We start from the raw sequence: 19,212 nt of genomic DNA, 5'->3' as shown, positions 1-19,212 counted from the left end.
ATTCATTAAAACTAAGTTAATATCAATTTAACTAAATTTTTCTTAGATTGTAGCGATGCTGAATGCGAAACAATGTGATGCTTTTTACGCGGTTGCAAAAACTGGAAGTTTTGATCTGGCGGCAGAACAACTCAATATTACTGCCTCAGCAGTGACCCTTCGTGTTCAGAGTCTGGAAAAACAATTGGGACACTTGCTGCTGGTGAGAGACCGGCCTTGTCGCGTGACTCAATCTGGACAAACTTTATTGCATTATTTACAGCATCAGCGTTTGCTAGAACAGAATTTGATGCAGGATTTGGGCGGACAGGTACAACAGGAAGGTTTTTACTGTCTGAATATTGCCACCAATGCCGATTCACTTGCGACCTGGTTATTGCCGACCTTACAAGCCCAACTGATCCAGCATAAAATTGTGCTGCATTTTCAACTGGATGACCAATCACAAACCCATCATTTACTGGAAGCCGGACTGGTCAATGCCTGTTTGAGCACTGAAGCCAAAGCCATGAAAGGCTGTCTGGCCGAGCGGATTGGACAAATGCACTACCGTCTGGTTGCCACGCCTGAATTTGCCCGGAACTGGTTTCAACAAGGAATACATCGTGATGCCTTACGCCACGCACCGGCGATTCTGTTTAATGAAAAAGACCAGTTGCATACCCAGTATATCCAGCAAGAATTTGGCCTGAGTCCGGCACAATATCCTCACTTTTTTATTCCATCGACGCATGCATTTTTTGATGCCATTGTCATGGGCTTGGGTTATGGCTGGTTGCCGGATTATCAAACCCGGCATTTGCTGGAATCAGGACAATTGATTGAACTTTCCGGTGAAATGCGAATTGAAGTCCCCTTGTATTGGCATCACTGGAAACAGCAGTCTCCTGCTCTGGCGATTCTGGGTGAATGTTTAAAACAGCATGCTCAGACCACCATGAATCAGCCTCTAGCCATCTGATCGAGTCAGGCCAGATTGCTTTTATCCTTCTGGACAAATTTTTGACTGAGTTGCTGATAGGTTTCGGTATGCTGGAATTGCTCTAGAAACTCAATCGTGCCTTGTGGAAATTTATCCCGTTGAATTTCACCGCGATAATAAGCTTCACGCATCGGCGTAGCGGATAAAGCACCTTCTAGGCTTTCCAGTTCGACCATTTCCCATTCCGGGAAAAATTTTAAATAATATGAAGAATCATCTTTAAAATGTCCAATCAGTCCGACTTTGGCATTCGGTTCTATGGCCTGATTTATCAGCGATTTCACCAGTTTTTGCCATTTTTCATCATTATAAACATCAATGACTTCTACAAATTGAATCCGCGCCTGATCTTCCGGACTAAAATTTGCAAGGATCATGGCTTCACGTTCCGAAGCCAGAAATGGATTTTTGATATTGCGTTCATTCTGCGCAGAACCAAGGGCCAAAATCACATTTTGACTGTGTTCCAAAGCAATCTGAATGGTTTGCATATGCGCCAGATGAAAAGGCTGAAAACGGCCAATGAAAACCAGATAATCAAATGTATAGTTCATAACAGATCATTTTTATGACTCATGAGTTGTGCCGCCCCAATAAATATGCGACATAATCAATCTCATAAAATCAAATTAAGTTTTAAAGCAAGGATAGTACGATGACACTGAGCTGTATTCAACAACCTCATGAGCATTTGCATGCGAATTTAGAACATGGCGTACTCACTTTAGCCATCAATCGCCCGGAAGCGAAAAATGCCTTATACAGCGAGCTGTATTTATGGATTGCTCAAGCGCTCGATGAAGCAGATCAGGACAATCAGGTGCGTGTGGTGGTGTTACGCGGTCAGGACACGGACTTTAGCGCGGGCAATGATATGCAGGATTTCATGAAATCTGCTGCGAAAAAAGGTCAGGCCCCTGCGGCTGAAGGCCCGCCCTTTATTTTACTCAAAGCGGCTGCCAAGTTTTCCAAGCCTTTAATTGCAGCGGTACGTGGCGTTGCAATCGGGATTGGGGTAACCATCTTATTGCATTGTGACTTGGTCTATAGTGACAATACTGCCCTGTTCCAGATTCCATTTGTCAGTCTGGGCCTATCGCCTGAAGGCGCTTCAAGCAAATTGCTGATTCAGCAGGCGGGCTATCATAAAGCGGCTGAATTATTGCTGACTGCACAAAAATTCAATAGCGAAAAAGCACTCGGTGCCGGTCTGGTGAATAGTATTGAAGAAGATGCCTATGCGGCTGCACAAAAACAGGCGCAGACTTTAGCAGCATTACCTTTGGCGTCTTTGAAGCAAACCAAAGCCTTGATGAAACATAATCTGGATGAAATTGTGGCCTGCATCGACCATGAAGCAGAAATTTTCATGCAGCGCGTTGGCTCTCCGGAAATGCTGGAAGCCGTACAAGCTTTTATGCAAAAACGTAAACCTGATTTCACACAATTCAACTAATTTTCAAACTTAGGATCTCAATGAGCTGGTTTAGACTGCCTCATTGATTCCTTTACCTGTAAGAATAAAGAATATGTCTACTGAAAATTCATCCATTATTGCCCAGTCTACTGAAACCATTGATAGCGCCAATCCTGATAAAAAACGTCATTATGAACCTGCTCCGCAGGATATTGATGTTGATAATTTCCGTAAAGTGATCGAAAGTCGTCGTTCAGTGCGTAAATTTACCAAAACACCAATTCCAGAAGATGTACTTGATGCTTGTCTGGATCTGGCGTTGCTGGCTCCCAATTCGTCAAACTTGCAGCCCTGGACATTTTATGTGGTACAAAACCCGGCGAAGAAAAAGCGACTGGTCAAAGCCTGCATGAGCCAACTGGCAGCAAAAACGGCTTCTGAGCTGATTATCTGTGTGGCACGTACCGACCGTATTGATGAAATGGCCAAACGGAATGTCAATGAATTTCCATATCCGGAAGCACCAGCTGCCATCAAAAAATACTATAAATACATTCCATATAACTATAAAACCGGTTATTTAAATGTCTTTGGTAACTTTAAGAAAGTGGCTTTCAAAGTTGCCCGCACTTTAGATAAACAGATGCCTGTTTCTGCCTTTAGTCCAAGTGATGCCAAACTTTGGGCAACCAAAACAACGGCACTGGCTTGCGAAAATCTGGTCTTGGCCTTACGTGCTTATGGTTTTGACAGCTGCATGATGGAAGGCTTTGATGAACCGATGGTACGCGATCTCTTGGGCTTAAATGATCAGCAATATCCAGTCATGGTGATTGGTGCAGGTGAACGCGCCAAAGACGGCGTGTTCTTCCCGCAATACCGTTTTGATCGTGAGTTGTTTATCCAGAAAGTTTAACAGCAGCAATAAAAGAATAAATCCTTGATTTGATATTCTTGGCGATATGAATACCACTCTTAGGCAGAGATTCAGAAATGAATTTTCTGCCTAACCGGGGATCTCGGTTAATTTAGACCTACCCTTCTCATCCTTCAAAGTAACATCAACCTATTAAATAAAGATTTAAATCTTCACGCGATATGAGACTGTGCCAGCACCCAAAGTGCTTATGCATCATCAAAATCTAAGAATAATAAGTTCTCAATTTCCGGTCATCCATCCAGTTACAATGAAATCCGACGGGTACACGAACCGGTAAATGAATCGTGGCAATAGGCCCCTTCTGAATATATTGCGCATCTAAAATCACCACTTTCGATGGACTGCCATCCAAGGCGTGTAGATAAGACATCAGCCAGCCATCATTTTCTGTTTGAGCACCTTCTCGGGCGACAAAAACTGCCTCACCTGTAACCCAGTTTGCTCCAAAGGAATAGCTTGCTGTACTGCCGGTTTCCAGATCATGGTACAAGAGTGTATTACTGCTAACATGATAAGGATCATCAAAGCCGGCAAAGGAAACACTATAGGCATAGCGATAAGGTCGCCCTGTATAGGCTTCATTGATCCGCGGAAATTCCTGCTTGATATTGGATAATACAGTTCGAGTGACTTTTCCTGTTTGCTGCTCGAAGATCAATCTTTCCAGCCGAATCTCCTGATCTTCTATTGGTCCCTGAATGGAACTGACCAGTGCCTTGGAATGTACCACTGCATCCATCACTACATCACCTGTGTTCAGGTCATAAGCATTGACCGTATGAAAAATAAAACAGGGATCAATCTCATACCAGCGGATGTCTGCCGCACTGCCACCAAAAGGCAGCATACCTATACGAGCCTGATGTTTAGGATTCCATTGATAGGGTAATAGTGAGCCTTTTAAGGCACTACGCATAGAAAAGTTGACATTCAAATCCAGAATCAGCACCTGAGATTGAGTAATGGCACAGTCATGCACCATCGGGCCATGTTTGACTGGAATTTCGACATGATGTTGCAGTTTGCCTTGAGCATCAATATGTAAATAAAAAACCTGATGATGATTCAAGGCATCATAACAAACCGCATGAATATCTCCTGTTTCCGGGTCGATATGCGGATGAGCCGTAAACGGTAAATCCTGATCATTTTCAAAAAGTTGATGCCGTTTTGATTCCAGTTCACGATTTACTTCGATCGGATAAGCCCCCGCTTCGACCAGTGCCCAGATTTTCCCGGCAAAGTGGATGATATTGGTATTGACCGCATCCGCGATTCCACGCGTTTTCCCTAAAATCTGGGGTCTATGCAATTTTTTCTGCACACTGGCCGATCCGACATAAGCACTTTTATAGCAATGTGCTTCACCAGCTTTGAGTTTCAGCGCGTGAATCATGCCGTCACCGGTGAACCAGTGATAATTTCGTGGGTTCTTTACCGTGATCGGATTCGGGCCAATCCGCATCAGCGCACCTTCTAGTTCTACAGGAATTTGCCCATCTACCATCAATTGAGTAGCAAAATGCTCCTGTCTCTGGGGTGCAAATATGCCATCCAGATAGGGATTGTCATGAGAATAGGGAATGCGGCTATGCAGGATTCCCGCACCATGTTTGATAGTTTTACTGAGCGTATTCTTGAGGATATTGCCGAGCTGTTTTGACCACTGCATTATTATTTTCCTGTTTTATTTTTATGATGATGACTGATTTTATACTCATAAAAGGAGGTTAATCATTTTAAACAGATAAGCTGATGGTACGCTAAAACACGATGCGCACCATTACCTCTAGCAGCAATAAGGTTGCACGTTTAGACTTTAATATTCAGGAGCTGAATAAACTCAAAAGCAGGCTCTTCATAAGGATGGCTTGCTTTCAGAGCTTTGGCGACCTCGACCGCCTTTTCATCAGCAACCAGCATTTCTACTCGCCACTCTTCAACCTGCTCTAATTCCCCGACTTCACCAATATAAGGATCTGCACCTTGCTGCGCTTTAAACTGCCCTGTTCCCAATACCTGCCAGGCACAGTGGGTATAATCTCCGATGCCGCCTGCACCCGCTTTAAATAAGGCTTCCTTAGTCACTTCAAGATGTTCATCTGGTACATAATAAATGAGTTTTAGCATGTTTCCCTTCAACCTTTTCAATGGCTTATTTAAGATCTATTGTCCAGTGCCTGGGTAATAATATTCAATGCAGAATTATCAGAATTCTTGTTAAATGTTGCATAAAGTCCTAATTGTGGCAGGACTTGATCTGTTTGCACGATTTTCACATGCTCATTTAAAAAACGCAGCAGATATTCCGGGACGAAGCTAAAACCCATGCCCATATTGATCAGGTTAATATGTTGCAACACATTGGTAACCCACAGCATTTGATCATGCTGCAATTGTTCAAAAGACATCAGGTGATTCAACTGCGCATAAAAGACTGGCGAGGCATTTTGCTCACACATAATCAACTGATGATTTTTCAGTTCTTGTAACTTCAATGGCCGATCTGTGGGATGTAAATGCTCGGCTGCCACCAGATAAATCTGTTCATTCATTAAATGAATATTGTTAAAATCGGGATGTTGCAGACAATAGCGGGTAAAGCTCAAATCCAACTCGGCATTTTTCAGGCGTTGAATCTGCTCCATACAGGTCAGACTATGCAGATGAATTTTTAAATCAGGAATATTCTGCTTCAGTTTGGCCAGAATATTTGGCATCACTTTCAGTTCTGCAACATTTAAAAAGCCAATATGGATCTGGTTATTTTTCTGCTGCGCCACCTGACGCGCCGCGGCAACTGCCAGTTTGGCACTTTCAAGCGCCTGTTCAGCATGAATCAGAAAAGCTTGCCCCTCATCGGTCAGTTTGATTTGCCGGGATGAACGATCAAACAGCATTACACCGACTTCCTGCTCCAGATCCTTAATCTGCTGACTTAAAGAAGGCTGCGCCGTGAACAGCTTATCTGCTGCTTTGGTAAAACTCTGTTCCTGAGCTACTGTTAAAAAAGCACGTAAATGTCGAAGTTCCATAAACTCAGCCGCATATTCTCAGGCATTTTAAGCTGCCAAACGAGAAAGTAGTAAGAATCTCAATAGACCTATAGTTTATATGAATACTCCTATTGTATTGCCTGAATTTCACTACACTGGATTGTAAATATATTCAAATCTTGTTCTTCAGACAGACACATGGAGTCATGTATGACACAGCATTACGATACTGACGTATTGGTAATTGGCACAGGACCTGCAGGATCGACCTTAGGTTTAGCACTGGCAAACTATGGAATTAAAGTTCAACTCTTCACACAGTTTAACTGGCTGGCCAATAGTCCACGTGCACATATTACCAATCAGCGTGCTATGGAAGTATTACGTGATTTAGGCATTGAAGAACAAGTCAAAGAAATTGCGACACCGTGGGAACACATGGGCGAAAGCCTGATTACCACCAGTCTGGTCGGTGAAGAAATTGCCCGTTTAAGCGCTTGGGGCACAGGTGATGAACGTCATGGCGACTATATCAAAGGCAGTCCATGTCCATTGGTGGATTTGATTCAGCCGAAAATGGAAGCCTTACTGGTCAAGAATGCCGGTGAGCGCGGTGCAATCTATAACTTCAATACTGAATATTTATCGCATGTTCAGGATGAAAATGGTGTCACCGCTACTTTCCTGAACCGGATTACCAACACAGAATTTAGTTTAAGAGCCAAATATCTGATTGGTATGGATGGCGCACGCTCAAAAGTGGTTGAGCAACTTGAGCTACCACTCGAAGGTGTGATGGCGCGTGCGGGTACAGTCTATGTGACTTTTAAAGCCGATCTAAGCAAATATGTTCAGCACCGCCCTGCGATTCTGCAATGGATCGTCAATCCTGAAGCCAGCTTTGGTGATCTCGGTATGGGCTTGCTACGTGCCATTACGCCTTGGAATGAATGGATTATGGGCTGGGGCTTTGACATTTCCAAAGGCGAGCCACAAGTGACTGAAGAACAGGTTCGATCGCGTCTGAATACATTTGTTGGCGCTGAAGTGGAAGATGTCGAAATCCAAAAACTGTCCTACTGGTATGTAAACCAGACTTGGGCAACTGAATACTCTAAAGGCCGCGTGTTCTGTGGTGGTGATGCTGTACACCGTCACCCGCCTTCAAGCGGTTTAGGTTCAAATACCTGTATGCAGGATGCGTTTAACCTTGGCTGGAAACTCACCTATGCAATCAAAGGTTGGGCCGCACCTTCCCTCCTCGATTCATATACGTCTGAACGTGCGCCTGTAGGCAAGCAGATTGTCGCACGTGCCAACCAGTCCCGTTTTGACTATAAGCATTTAAAAGAAGTCTTTGGTTTTGACCAAGGCATCACTACGCAAAAACAAATGCTGGAACGTATTTTTGCTGAAGATGAGCAAGGTGCCAAAATTCGTAAAAAGTTATTTGAAGCACTTGAAATTAAGCATTTTGAATTTAATGCCCAAGGTGTTGAACTGAATCAGCGCTATAGCTCAAATGCGGTAATGAATGAAGCTGAGCCCGAGATCTTTGACAAAGATGAACAGCTTTATCTGCAAGCCACGACTCGTCCGGGTGCCAAAGTTCCACATACCTGGCTAATCAATAGCAAAGGCCAAAAGCAATCCACTTTGGATATTAGCGGTAAAGGCCGTTTTACCTTACTGACAGGTTTATCAGGCAAAGGCTGGAGATTGGCTGCCGAGGCTCTAGATTTACCTTATTTAGATGTAATTCAGATTGGTTCACGTGAGTATCGTGATGTCTATGGTACTTGGAATGCCAAGTCTGAAGTTCATGAATCAGGTGCGGTGCTGGTTCGTCCAGATGGTTATGTGGCTTGGCGTTATCAGGACAGTACCAATGCATCTTTTGATTATGAAAATACGTTAAAGGCGGTATTGAAGCAAGTTCAACTCATAATCTAACTATTCCATCAATCATATTTAATTGACCATCGACATGGATGTCACCTGTCAGCCTGTGGGATATAGTCATTCTATCAGTCTGACGAAGGGGTTTTGTCTTTCGGAGCAATGTTCCTCATGCCCGAACAAAAGCAAATATAGAAACAAAACTAAAAAACCACCTCTCGGTGGCTTTTTTAAAGCCAAATATCAAGAACCCTGCATCAAATAACTGCCCACAACAAACAATATTTGTAGTCCTACGACAATAGCAAACAACATCCAGCCTTTCTGACGCATTGCTGCCTTATCCATTATTCTAAGTGTTTTAGCCATGTCATCACCTCATACTTGAGAATTGATACTGAACTGATCTATTCCATCTTTCTTTTATATTGCAATAAAGTTGTGCATAAAACATACCATAGCACTTTATATACAATATGAAAGCAAAATCTAAACCAAGTTCAGTGGGAGAAGTTAAATTAAAAAATCAGAATGCTTAAAAAGCAAAAATCCACCCCAAGGTGGATACGAATTAAGTAATTATAGATATTTTTAAATTATTTTTCCATAAAGTATAATTAAGTTAGTATTTTTAAATGTTATTTATTAAAAATTAAGAAAATTAATGATTAGTAATTTTCTGATATTTCCACATGAGAAGTGACTTTGCTGTAAGCATGAATTATTCATTACATAAGTTCTCATTTGGAAGTGTGATACTTTTACCATCCATCGCTTTACTAAAAGCTAAATACGCCTTAAAGCGCTGTTTTGTGTTTGTGGTGACTGCAATGACATGCTGAACGACATTGGATGGTTTGTACAAAGTATCTTGAGAAAAACGCTCGTAAATGCAGCCTATCGCGCGCGATTTTTCAAATGCAATTTTTCGTAGCGGGTATTGCTGAGAAGTATCGAGTAATAAGCTCTCTTGCAGAACCATAGCCAATTGTTTTACCGCCTGTCTTTGTTCCATATTTATAAAATTCTTTTCAATATAGAGATCAATATCATCACGAATTCCGTTTTGATTCACATCAGGGCCTTCGATATCGCGATCACGATTGAGTTTCGGCAAATAACCACTTTGTTTTATTTCATCTAAATGCTTGATATTAGCTCGCCACATGTATGTATCACACCCCGCCAATGTGAATAGTGAAATAAGTAAAATGCACCTTGAGAATCTGATAAATATTCTTGGCATGAGGTACCTCTTTATTTTATATGCATCATCATTGTCAAAAAGCTCAACATCTATCCTGAATCTCAATATATTTTCATGATTTAGTAGATCTGTAGTGTTTACGATATTTCATATAAAAGATCGCAACAGCGATCAAATGCAAAGCTAAACACAAGATGATTTTTAAATGTGGACTATACAGCTCATCCGACATTTTTTCGAAGAGAGTCAAATAAACCAGACTATAGGAAACGAGTCCTAAAATGGTTATTGCCGTTATTTCTATTTTTAAATATGCACCATCTGCAAAGTTATAATCTGCACTAAAACACAATAATGCAAAGATAAAATATGTAAATATTTTCATGATTTAAACTGGTTACTTATTTGAATTATTTAAACGATGTTAACTCCGAAACATACATAAAAAAAGGGCTGCTGACGCAACCCTTTTTTAATCTAAAACCGATTAACCAATGAACTTACGTGCATTACGGAACATACGTAACCAAGCACCATCTTGATCCCAGTCTTCTGGTTTCCAAGAATGCTGAATCGCACGGAAGTTACGTTCAGGGTGCGGCATCATAATTGTTGCACGACCGTCTTGAGAGGTTACACCGGTAATACCTTCCGGTGAGCCGTTCGGGTTCAATGGATAATGTTGTGTTGCATTCCCCAAGCTATCTACATAACGCAGAACCACCTGATTCGATGCGTTGAGCGCAGCAAAGTTTTCCGCAGTTGCAACCGCACGACCTTCACCATGTGCTACAGCGATCGGCAGAATCGAACCTTCCATGCCCTGAAGCAATACAGAGTTTGATTTTTCCACACGAACATTCACCGCACGTGCTTCAAACACTTCAGAAGTATTGCGGTGGAAACGTGGCCAAGCATCAGCACCCGGAATCAGCGGAGCCAACTGAGACAACATTTGACAGCCGTTACAGATACCCAGCGAGAAGGTTTCCTGACGGTTAAAGAATTTCTCAAACTGGTCACGCAGTTTAGTATTGAACAATACTGATTTTGCCCAGCCGCCGCCAGCGCCCATCACGTCACCGTAAGAGAAGCCCCCACAAGTCACTAAGCCTTCAAAATCATCCAGGCTGATACGACCTGCCAGCAAGTCACTCATATGTACGTCAACGGTATTGAAGCCGACTTTATCAAATGCTGCTGCCATTTCGATATGACCATTGACACCCTGCTCACGCAGAATCGCCATGTTCGGACGACGTAAATTAATATACGGTGCTTCAATCGCTTCATTCAAATCAAATGTCGGTTTCGCAATGATACCTGCATGAGATTTGTCAGTGATAAGAGCAAATTCCTGATCCGCAGTTTCTACGTTGTCACGCAGACGCTGGATTTGGTGGGATACTTCAGTCCATGCCACTTGCAGGTCAGCCCGTTCAAGTACCAGACCATTTACAGACAATTGGTCAGTAGTATTTACAGTACCAACCACTGCAATTGCATCTTTCAGGGTAGATGCTGCAACTTCAGCTTCTAATGCTGCCCAATCTGCTTTGCTAATTTGAAGCACTGCACCAATTTCTTCAGCGAATAAGCTTGCAATTGATTGATCTTCTAGTGCTACACCCAAACGTGATGCGAACATCATTTCTGCAACAGTCGCCAATAAACCACCATCACCGATGTCATGATACGCCTTGATCAGACCACGGTTGTTCCAGTCTTGAACCAATGCGAAAAATGCTTTGAAGTCATCGAAGCTGTCGACATCAGGCGTCACAGAACCGATTGCTTTATACACCTGCGCCAGAATCGAACCACCTAGACGGAACTGACCTTTCGACAAGTCAATACGAACCAGTACAGACTCAAGGTTTTTAAGCTCAGGTGTTAACGTTTTACGAACATCAGTGACTGGTGCAAATGCAGTAATCACGCCTGACATTGGAGAAGTCACTGATTTGTCTTCGCCTTCGTCATTCCAGGTGGTACGCATTGACAATGAGTCTTTACCGACTGGAATTGCGATACCCAGTGCTGGACACATTTCCATACCGATGGCTTTTACACCTTCGAATAGCGCTTGATCTTCGCCCGGTTGACCTGCAGCAGCCATCCAGTTTGCAGACAATTTAATGTCGCTGATTTTTTCAATCTTTGCAGACATGATGTTCGAGATTGATTCAGCCACTGATAAACGTGCCGATGCAGCAGGATTGAGCAATGCGACTGGTGGACGTTCACCCATCGCCATCGCTTCACCGGTGTAGCCTACTAGGCTTGTCGTTGTTACCGCAGCATCCGCCACCGGAACCTGCCAGCGACCGACCATTTGATCACGTGCCACCATACCAGTAATCGAACGGTCACCAATACTGATCAAGAATGATTTAGAAGCCACTGTCGGGTTTTTCAAAACACGATAAATCGCATCTTTCAGATCTGTGACTTTAGCCGCGTCGAAATCATCGCCTTTGCGTTCAATGGTTTCATATGAACGGCTCATACGCGGTGTACCACCAAGCATTACCTGCATTGGCATATCCACTGGCTTGTTGCCAAATAACGGATCTTCAACGGTTAAGTGACGCGCTTCAGTTGCTTCACCGAGTACCGCAAACGGACAACGTTCACGCGCACAGATCGATTCAAATAATTCTAAAGAAGATGGACGAATCGCCAGTACATAACGCTCTTGCGCTTCATTTGACCAGATCTCCATAGGCGACATGCCCGGCTCAAGCGATGGAATCTTACGCAGATCCAGCACCGCACCGAGTTCATGGTCATTCACCAGTTCAGGCATGGCATTCGATACACCACCTGCACCCACATCATGTACAGACACGATCGGGTTCTGGTCTTCCATGCGCCAGCAAGTATCAATCACTTCCTGACAACGGCGTTCCATTTCCGGGTTTTCACGTTGTACCGAAGCGAAATCCAGGTTTTCGCCGAGTTTACCGCTGTCTACAGAAGATGCTGCACCACCGCCGAGACCGATCAGCATGGCAGGGCCACCGAGCACGATCAATAAATCGCCCGGCAAGATTGGATCTTTTTCAACGTGATCTGGACGGATGTTGCCATAACCACCGGCAATCATGATTGGCTTATGGAAACCTTTAACATCGCCATTGATGTTTTGTTCAAAGGTACGGAAGTAACCATTTAAGGCAGGACGACCAAATTCGTTGTTAAACGCAGCGCCACCCAATGGACCTTCAATCATGATTTGTAGCGGCGATGCCATACGCGATGGCTTGCCATAGTTTTCTTCCCAAGGCTGTTCAAAGCCCGGAATGTTCAGGTTAGATACTGTAAAGCCGGTTAAACCTGCTTTAGGCTTACCACCACGACCGGTCGCACCTTCATCACGGATTTCACCGCCCGAACCTGTCGCAGCACCGGCAAATGGTGCAATCGCTGTCGGATGGTTGTGAGTTTCCACTTTCATCAAGATATGCGCGGCTTGACTCTTATATTTATAAACCTGCTGGCCATTGTCTTCTTTGGTTGGATAAAAACGCTGGGTATCCGAACCGACAATCACCGAAGCATTGTCTTTATAAGCCGACAATACATCTGTAGGTGATTCTTTATAAGTATTCTTGATCATCTGGAACAATGACAATGGCTGAACTTCACCATCAATGGTCCATTCAGAACCGAAGATTTTATGACGGCAATGCTCAGAGTTTGCCTGTGCAAACATCATCAGTTCGATGTCATTTGGATTACGACCCAGCTTGATAAACGCTTCAGTCAGGTAATCAATTTCTTCCATCGACAATGCAAAACCAAATTCATTATTGGCCTTAACCAGTGCTTCTTTACCTTCACCCAGAATATCAATCGAGTTCAGTGGTTTTGGTGCTGTTTCAACAAACAGTACCGCAGCCTCTTCAATCGCATTGAATACGCTTTCAGTCATACGGTCATGCAAAATCTGTTGAACTTCATTTGATACGTCTTTTAGACCCTTCAACGTAAATAAAACGCCGCGCTCAAGACGATGAACCGGCGTATTACAGTTTTTGAAAATGTCTGTAGCTTTAGAAGACCAAGGCGAGATGGTGCCGACACGCGGTGTCACTAAAATTTGGATTTCATCACTTGCAGCCTGGTGCAATTCAAAAGATTGCCCATCGTTGAGAAGCTGTAAAGCTGATTGCTGTTGTTGCTCGCTGAGCGCTTGGTCAAAGAGGTAGACCCATTGACTTTCAATTGATTGAACAGAACTAATTGACGTCAAACGCGATAATAGTTGAGTTTTCTTAAAAGAAGAATGTGCGGGTGCACCGGCAACGATAAACATGCTGATTTTGGCTCCACGGGATGGTCTGAACAACCATGCCACAATGTGACTTGAGAGAGCGCATATTCTACTGTGAAATAAGGAAATCGGCTAGATGGCAAATACGAAAACTACGGCTGAAATATTCTGTATTTTTAAAATATTGTGTTTATTTTCAGGCAGGAAAATTGAATGTAGTCGCGTAGATTAACACAATTTGTTAAAGAAAAATCAAAACCGATTAACAATAATTTCACTTAAGAAAATTGTATTATTTTTCAACAGCAAGACCACTTAAAATGCGTACAGAACTTATTCTTGAGCCGTTATAAAAAACTTATTAAGGATAGACTAAAGCTTCTCGGGATAGACTGAAACAGTCGAGTTCATTTTTTAGCTCATCTCTCTGTCGGCGAGTTGCACTACTGAAATAATTTTGTATCCAGCTATCCCCATTCCGGGCTCCATTGCAGGATTTAAGACTCTGCCCCGCTGTTCTCCCTTTTCGAGCCTGTCTGTATGAGCAAACTATATCGCCTGCTTCAATCGACTTCCAGTAATATCCGGTAGCCCAGATTATTCCGATCACTCATCTTAATATATGAACTCTATTCAAAGATACCTAAATCTCACATATAAGACCCCACCATAGTTTCTAATAAAGAGTGAGAATTAAAACCAATAGATCTACTTTAGCAAATGGATTTCCAGGATATTAAGTCTGTTTTCACCGATATATTAACCAAAAATATTGATTCAAATATTTCTTAAATTCTTCGCTAAAAAGAGCGAAATTACATGCTAATCAATTGAAAATATAAAGCTTAAATTCAAACTGATTCTCGGCCTCTATTCTTATGCAAAAATTCAGAATATATAAGCATCATCAGACATGAATTAATGAAAGTTTTTTAGGCTATTATGAAAAAAATCACTACTCATAATGAAGAAAATAAGAAATATTAAAATTTTGTTACTTTTTCATTTTCTGACTGACATCCATCTTTATTCTAATAAAAAACCATGCAATAAATACCTGTAATTCCTATAAAAATATATAACCAACAGATCTACATTTTATAAGATGTTGAAATCAAAAATAGCCTTATATCAGCAAAGAATCTACATAATTAATGACTTCATCAGTAAATTTGATGATTTTATGTTAACCTCTACGCCAATTGCTGAGGAAATGTCCACATTCAGGACGCATGAATCATCCTCTTTTCTGCTGCAGATATGAATATCCAATTGATATTCAGACGCTGGTTTTTTTATTTTCTGTAGCTTCACTGCTCTGTCTAATCTAGAGCCTTAATCTGTTGCCAATGATTTAATTTTCAAAAACAAAAGGTGACCCGCTTAAGGAGTATGTATGTTTCAATTCACTAGTACAGCAACTGTACTATTGATGGTGCTTTTCTATGGCATCACCTTTCTATTGTCGTTACGCATTAAGCAAAAAAATGAAAATGTCGATGGATATATGGTCTCGAATGGCTCCATCGGATTTGGAATGTCTGCGGCCAGTATGACCGCCACCTGGATCTGGGCCGCTTCATTTTATGCAGCAGCTTCGTCCGGATATAAATACGGTGTTTCCGGTGCCTTACACTATGGTTTGTGGGGTGCACTGATGATTTTATTTATCTACCCATTCGGCAAACGTTTCCGCGACCTGGCACCCAATGCACACACTTTGGCAGAAATCATGCATGCACGGCATGGTAACCAGAGCCAGATGATTCTGGCAGGCTCCAACATTGTCGGGAGCGTGATCAGTCTGATGGTAAACTTTACCGCAGCAGGTGCGCTGGTTGAAATTCTGTCTCCCCTCAGCTTTATCCATGGGGTCTTGATTACCGGAATTGGCGTCCTGTCCTATACTTTATGGTCAGGTTTCCGCTCCTCGGTATTTACCGATTTTGGTCAGCTGGTCGCCATGATTGTGGCGGCAGTGATCATTATTCCGACGCTATTTTTCACCCTGGGCGGCCCTTCACTGTTCCAGACCGGCATGCATAATCTGCAACCGGAACAACTGGATTTCTTTTCGAAAACCGCATTTTTAGAACAGGGTGCGCCATTTTTTGTGGCAGTACTGGCTTATGCAATTGGTAACCAGACCATCGCCCAACGCCTGTTTGCAGTGCGTAAAGACTTGATCAAACCCAGCTTCATTACTGCAACCATCGGTTATGCCGCGATTGTCGTCGGTTTGGGAATGCTCGGATTATTGGCACTATTTGCCGGGATTCAGCCGATTGATGGCAACCTGAACAACCTGATTCCACAAATGGCAGCAACGTATCTGTCTCCATTTATGGTGGCCTTACTCTTTGTCATGGTGATTGGCGCGCTTTCGTCAACGGCGGATTCGGATTTATCTGCCCTGTCTGCCATCGTAATGACCGATATTTATGGCAAACAGATTGCTAAAAATCGTCCTGATCCGAAGAAAATGCTGTTTATTGGCCGGATGACCATGATTGTAGCCACCATGCTCGGTATTTTAATTGCCACGCTTAAATTCGACATTCTAGCGATGCTGATTTTCGTCGGTGCACTCTGGGGTGCCATCGTATTCCCGGTGATTGCCAGCCTGTACTGGGACAAGGTCAATGCCCGTGCCTTTAACTGGTCTGTCGGTATCGCATTTTTAAGCTTTCTGGTGGTTCGATTTGAATGGCTGCCAATTCAGGGTCTGATCGCACTCAGTTTTGAGCTTATGGCCACCATCGGTATTGGTGTGGTACTGGGTCTGATGAGCTTTGGCTTCTTTGGCAAGAAAGTCGGCCTGGTGGTCGGTATTCTGGCCAGTATCGGCTTCCTTCCATGGACCATCGGCTTCCTGCGTGATTATGGCACGCTATTGAGTTCCCTGACCGCCTATGGCAGCAGCGCCATTGTCTGTACCGTACTGACTTTAATGAATAGCAAAGAACGATTTGATTTTAAACAAATCAATAAGATGGTGATTGAATTTCACCAGGTATCTGAGAAAAGTAAATAAGGAGATTTCAGATGAGTAGTCAATTTATGACCCTATATGTACTTTTTTGGCCATTGGTGGCGACGATGATTTTGTTCGTCATTTGCATGGGGGTCTATAAAGACATCCAGGAAGCCAAGATCAGTGGTGAAGATTTGCTTTAGTCCACTTCTATCATGAGATAAAAACAGGTCAATATGACCTGTTTTTTTATAGCGATTGTTCAGCTGAAATTTCCACAGAGTTTTGTTTGTTCCGACAATTCATGTCGCAGCACTCTAGTGCTGTTGCTACTTTTTTGGCATGATGCACTTAGCAAAGAATTGAATAATGATAAATGACTCAAATGCGTTGGTTAGAGCTGCTTTCGACAGTTCGGATTGGTAGTAAAAAGCAAAGTACTGAACTGGCACGTAGCCCGTTCCACAAAGATTATGACCGTATTATTTTTTCACAAAGTTTCCGCCAGCTGAACCGTAAAACTCAGGTTCACCCTTTAACCCAGCACGATGGTATTCATACACGACTCACACATTCACTCGAAGTGTCCTGTATTGGGCGTTCACTCGGGATGCTGGCCGCAGAGAAAATAAAAGATCAGTTACCGCCCTGGATTTCCCCGGCCGATGTCGGTGCCATTATTCAGGCTGCCTGTCTGGCACATGATATTGGTAATCCCCCTTTTGGCCATGCCGGTGAATATGCCATTCGAGAATGGTTCGACGATGCATCGCATACCGATTTTTTAAAAGATCTCAGTCCTGAACAAGAAGCCGATGTACGTCAGTTTGAAGGCAATGCCCAAGGTCTACGCCTGTTGACCAAAATCGATTACCATCCCAATGATGGCGGCATGCGTTTGACTTATGCCACGTTAGGGGCTTATTTAAAATATCCGTGGCTGTCAAAAACCATGGCATCTCAAGTCGATTTACCTGCCAGCAATCGGGCCAAGTTTGGCTGCTATCAGGCCGAGAAAGAGATTTTAAAGCAGATTGCAGAACAACTCGGACTGATTCAGTTAGCTGAATATCATTACTGCCGTCATCCACTGACCTATCTGCTCGAAGCGGCTGATGATATCTGTTATGCCCTGATTGACCTTGAAGATGGTATTAGCCTGAATATGCTCAGTTATGACGAAGTTGAGCCGGTCTTTTTAAATCTGCTCGGTGATTATGGTATTCCTTCTGAAATCGCCATGAGCAATACCACCTGGCAGCAAAAAATTGCCGCCTTGCGTGGTCGGGTCATGAAACGTCTGGTCGATGAAGTGACAACGGCTTTTGCCCGTCATCATGACCAGATTTTATCGGGTCAGTTACAAGGTACTTTATTGCAATATTGTACTGCGGACATTGAAATCGGGATTAATCGCGCCAAAGAACTGGCACGGGATAAAATTTTTGAGCATCCGCAAAAAGCAGGACTGGAAATTATCGCGCATCAATGTTTGCAAAATATTCTGGATGCCTTTATTCCCTTAACAACGCCGCATAAAAACCTGAGTTTTAAAGAACAGCGCTTGATGTCGATTCTGCAACGTTCAGGGGCGAATTTTAGTGCCAGCCATTATGACAATATCATGCAGGTGCTGGATATTGTTTCGAAATTTTCTGATCATCAGGCTTATAACCTGTCGCAGGAATTACAAGGCAATAAAGCCGGATTGTTATAAAATATTCTGCTGTATGGGAGGATGATTGTAATAAAATCATCTATTTTACAGCGGCAGATTTTGCCTTTCCGGAAAATGCTGACTACTATGCAGCAAAACTGAATTTAGTGATGATAAAAGATGATTGGATGTCTGATTGGTGAAGTACTGGCTTTAGAAGCACCCACCGTACTGTTAAATGTAAATGGCGTCGGTTATGAAATTGATACGCCGCTGACGACTTTCTGCCAGCTGCAAAAAGGACAACAAGTCACACTCTGGACCCATCTGGCCGTGCGTGAAGATGCACAGTTGCTGTATGGCTTTATCAATGCTCAGGAAAAAACCATTTTCCGCACCCTGTTAAAAGTCAACGGCGTTGGCCCCAAAATGGCCTTGGGTATTCTTTCAACTTTAAGTGTGGAAATGCTGATTCATACCGTTGAAAATGAAGATGTGAATACCTTGGTCAAAGTTCCCGGTGTCGGTAAAAAAACCGCTGAACGTTTAATGATTGAATTACGTGACCGCTTTAAAGCCATGGCTTCAGGTGCTGCGCCAAGCAATTCAACTACACCACAGATTCAGTTTATGGGCAATTCAGCCGTGGCTGAAGCAGAAGCTGCATTACAGTCTTTGGGTTATAAACCTGCTGAAGCACAAAAACTGATTAATGCGGTTAAAGCAGATTACACTGAAGCCAGCGACATTATCCGCGCTGCATTAAAGTCGATGAATCGTTAATACTGATTTAAATATTCGCTGCAAAATGAAGATGAGAAGGCAGCATGGATGCTGCCGCAGAAATATGGCATAGGATGT

General features: G+C 42.9%; 15 protein-coding genes. 8 read left to right on the top strand and 7 right to left on the bottom strand.

Annotated features, from left to right (window positions below; translation table 11 throughout):
- Positions 1 to 55: 55 nt before the first annotated feature.
- Positions 56 to 961 (top strand): LysR family transcriptional regulator ArgP, encoded by a 906-nt coding sequence (locus FTU95_RS04660; protein ID WP_100329049.1) that lies wholly within the window; start codon positions 56 to 58, stop codon positions 959 to 961.
- 5 nt (positions 962 to 966) lie between these two features.
- Here FTU95_RS04660 and FTU95_RS04655 read toward each other — a convergent pair whose 3' ends face one another.
- The gene (locus FTU95_RS04655) at positions 967 to 1,536 is read right to left on the bottom strand and encodes a nicotinate-nicotinamide nucleotide adenylyltransferase (protein WP_005097586.1); all 570 of its coding nucleotides are present in this window, start codon (positions 1,534 to 1,536) and stop codon (positions 967 to 969) included.
- Positions 1,537 to 1,637: 101 nt separating this feature from the next.
- On the opposite strand from FTU95_RS04655, the gene FTU95_RS04650 reads away from it, so the two are divergent.
- Together FTU95_RS04650 and FTU95_RS04645 are read left to right on the top strand one after the other, a co-directional pair.
- Complete coding sequence (locus tag FTU95_RS04650; protein WP_005097587.1) at positions 1,638 to 2,438, top strand: enoyl-CoA hydratase-related protein; 801 nt, start codon at positions 1,638 to 1,640, stop codon at positions 2,436 to 2,438.
- Positions 2,439 to 2,511: 73 nt separating this feature from the next.
- Positions 2,512 to 3,315, top strand: coding sequence for a nitroreductase family protein (locus FTU95_RS04645; RefSeq protein WP_180077727.1), 804 nt, complete (start codon positions 2,512 to 2,514; stop codon positions 3,313 to 3,315).
- Positions 3,316 to 3,541: 226 nt separating this feature from the next.
- On the opposite strand, the gene FTU95_RS04640 is transcribed toward FTU95_RS04645, so the two are convergent.
- From FTU95_RS04640 to FTU95_RS04630, 3 genes are all read right to left on the bottom strand, one after another.
- Positions 3,542 to 5,011: a carotenoid oxygenase family protein gene (locus FTU95_RS04640; RefSeq protein ID WP_180077724.1), complete on the bottom strand. Its 1,470-nt coding sequence runs from the start codon at positions 5,009 to 5,011 to the stop codon at positions 3,542 to 3,544.
- 140 nt (positions 5,012 to 5,151) lie between these two features.
- Positions 5,152 to 5,469: an NGG1p interacting factor NIF3 gene (locus FTU95_RS04635; RefSeq protein WP_074383350.1), complete on the bottom strand. Its 318-nt coding sequence runs from the start codon at positions 5,467 to 5,469 to the stop codon at positions 5,152 to 5,154.
- Positions 5,470 to 5,498: 29 nt separating this feature from the next.
- Positions 5,499 to 6,374 carry a LysR substrate-binding domain-containing protein gene (locus FTU95_RS04630; RefSeq protein ID WP_074383351.1) on the bottom strand — a complete coding sequence of 292 codons (876 nt, stop codon included), beginning with the start codon at positions 6,372 to 6,374 and terminating at the stop codon, positions 5,499 to 5,501.
- 171 nt (positions 6,375 to 6,545) lie between these two features.
- On the opposite strand from FTU95_RS04630, the gene FTU95_RS04625 reads away from it, so the two are divergent.
- Positions 6,546 to 8,288: an FAD-dependent monooxygenase gene (locus tag FTU95_RS04625; RefSeq protein ID WP_159516072.1), complete on the top strand. Its 1,743-nt coding sequence runs from the start codon at positions 6,546 to 6,548 to the stop codon at positions 8,286 to 8,288.
- A 189-nt stretch (positions 8,289 to 8,477) separates the two neighbouring features.
- On the opposite strand, the gene FTU95_RS14995 is transcribed toward FTU95_RS04625, so the two are convergent.
- The 3 genes from FTU95_RS14995 to purL all read right to left on the bottom strand — a co-directional run bounded on the left by FTU95_RS14995 (position 8,478) and on the right by purL (position 13,762).
- Positions 8,478 to 8,603, bottom strand: a complete 126-nt coding sequence (locus FTU95_RS14995; protein WP_005170067.1) for a KGW motif small protein — start codon at positions 8,601 to 8,603, stop codon at positions 8,478 to 8,480.
- Positions 8,604 to 8,955: 352 nt separating this feature from the next.
- The gene (locus FTU95_RS04620; protein WP_051064989.1) at positions 8,956 to 9,402 is read right to left on the bottom strand and encodes a hypothetical protein; all 447 of its coding nucleotides are present in this window, start codon (positions 9,400 to 9,402) and stop codon (positions 8,956 to 8,958) included.
- A 526-nt stretch (positions 9,403 to 9,928) separates the two neighbouring features.
- Positions 9,929 to 13,762: a phosphoribosylformylglycinamidine synthase gene (purL, locus tag FTU95_RS04615; RefSeq protein WP_180077722.1), complete on the bottom strand. Its 3,834-nt coding sequence runs from the start codon at positions 13,760 to 13,762 to the stop codon at positions 9,929 to 9,931.
- Positions 13,763 to 15,116: 1,354 nt separating this feature from the next.
- Between purL and FTU95_RS04610 the strand changes: the two genes are divergently transcribed.
- From FTU95_RS04610 to ruvA, 4 genes are all read left to right on the top strand, one after another.
- Complete coding sequence (locus FTU95_RS04610) at positions 15,117 to 16,754, top strand: hypothetical protein (RefSeq protein WP_005170049.1); 1,638 nt, start codon at positions 15,117 to 15,119, stop codon at positions 16,752 to 16,754.
- Between the two features lie 11 nt (positions 16,755 to 16,765).
- On the top strand, positions 16,766 to 16,897 hold the full coding sequence (locus tag FTU95_RS14925; protein ID WP_005097597.1) for a putative transporter small subunit: 132 nt from the start codon (positions 16,766 to 16,768) through the stop codon (positions 16,895 to 16,897).
- A gap of 173 nt (positions 16,898 to 17,070) precedes the next feature.
- Positions 17,071 to 18,411: a deoxyguanosinetriphosphate triphosphohydrolase gene (locus FTU95_RS04605; protein WP_005097598.1), complete on the top strand. Its 1,341-nt coding sequence runs from the start codon at positions 17,071 to 17,073 to the stop codon at positions 18,409 to 18,411.
- 120 nt (positions 18,412 to 18,531) lie between these two features.
- Positions 18,532 to 19,134 carry a Holliday junction branch migration protein RuvA gene (gene ruvA, locus FTU95_RS04600; RefSeq protein ID WP_159138210.1) on the top strand — a complete coding sequence of 201 codons (603 nt, stop codon included), beginning with the start codon at positions 18,532 to 18,534 and terminating at the stop codon, positions 19,132 to 19,134.
- Positions 19,135 to 19,212: the final 78 nt, after the last annotated feature.

Source organism: Acinetobacter sp. YH12208, assembly GCF_013418055.1.
In the GTDB taxonomy this organism is placed as follows: Bacteria; Pseudomonadota; Gammaproteobacteria; order Pseudomonadales; family Moraxellaceae; genus Acinetobacter; species Acinetobacter pseudolwoffii.
This window is presented reverse-complemented; position numbering and strand designations above follow the sequence as displayed.

What these genes read in the sequence shown, in the direction of transcription:
- FTU95_RS04660 (WP_100329049.1), top strand. Translation starts at nt 56, where the DNA reads ATGCTGAATGCGAAACAATGTGATGCTTTTTACGCGGTTGCAAAAACT.
- FTU95_RS04655 (WP_005097586.1), bottom strand. Translation starts at nt 1,536, where the DNA reads ATGAACTATACATTTGATTATCTGGTTTTCATTGGCCGTTTTCAGCCT.
- FTU95_RS04650 (WP_005097587.1), top strand. Translation starts at nt 1,638, where the DNA reads ATGACACTGAGCTGTATTCAACAACCTCATGAGCATTTGCATGCGAAT.
- FTU95_RS04645 (WP_180077727.1), top strand. Translation starts at nt 2,512, where the DNA reads ATGTCTACTGAAAATTCATCCATTATTGCCCAGTCTACTGAAACCATT.
- FTU95_RS04640 (WP_180077724.1), bottom strand. Translation starts at nt 5,011, where the DNA reads ATGCAGTGGTCAAAACAGCTCGGCAATATCCTCAAGAATACGCTCAGT.
- FTU95_RS04635 (WP_074383350.1), bottom strand. Translation starts at nt 5,469, where the DNA reads ATGCTAAAACTCATTTATTATGTACCAGATGAACATCTTGAAGTGACT.
- FTU95_RS04630 (WP_074383351.1), bottom strand. Translation starts at nt 6,374, where the DNA reads ATGGAACTTCGACATTTACGTGCTTTTTTAACAGTAGCTCAGGAACAG.
- FTU95_RS04625 (WP_159516072.1), top strand. Translation starts at nt 6,546, where the DNA reads ATGACACAGCATTACGATACTGACGTATTGGTAATTGGCACAGGACCT.
- FTU95_RS14995 (WP_005170067.1), bottom strand. Translation starts at nt 8,603, where the DNA reads ATGGCTAAAACACTTAGAATAATGGATAAGGCAGCAATGCGTCAGAAA.
- FTU95_RS04620 (WP_051064989.1), bottom strand. Translation starts at nt 9,402, where the DNA reads ATGTGGCGAGCTAATATCAAGCATTTAGATGAAATAAAACAAAGTGGT.
- purL (WP_180077722.1), bottom strand. Translation starts at nt 13,762, where the DNA reads ATGTTTATCGTTGCCGGTGCACCCGCACATTCTTCTTTTAAGAAAACT.
- FTU95_RS04610 (WP_005170049.1), top strand. Translation starts at nt 15,117, where the DNA reads ATGTTTCAATTCACTAGTACAGCAACTGTACTATTGATGGTGCTTTTC.
- FTU95_RS14925 (WP_005097597.1), top strand. Translation starts at nt 16,766, where the DNA reads ATGAGTAGTCAATTTATGACCCTATATGTACTTTTTTGGCCATTGGTG.
- FTU95_RS04605 (WP_005097598.1), top strand. Translation starts at nt 17,071, where the DNA reads ATGACTCAAATGCGTTGGTTAGAGCTGCTTTCGACAGTTCGGATTGGT.
- ruvA (WP_159138210.1), top strand. Translation starts at nt 18,532, where the DNA reads ATGATTGGATGTCTGATTGGTGAAGTACTGGCTTTAGAAGCACCCACC.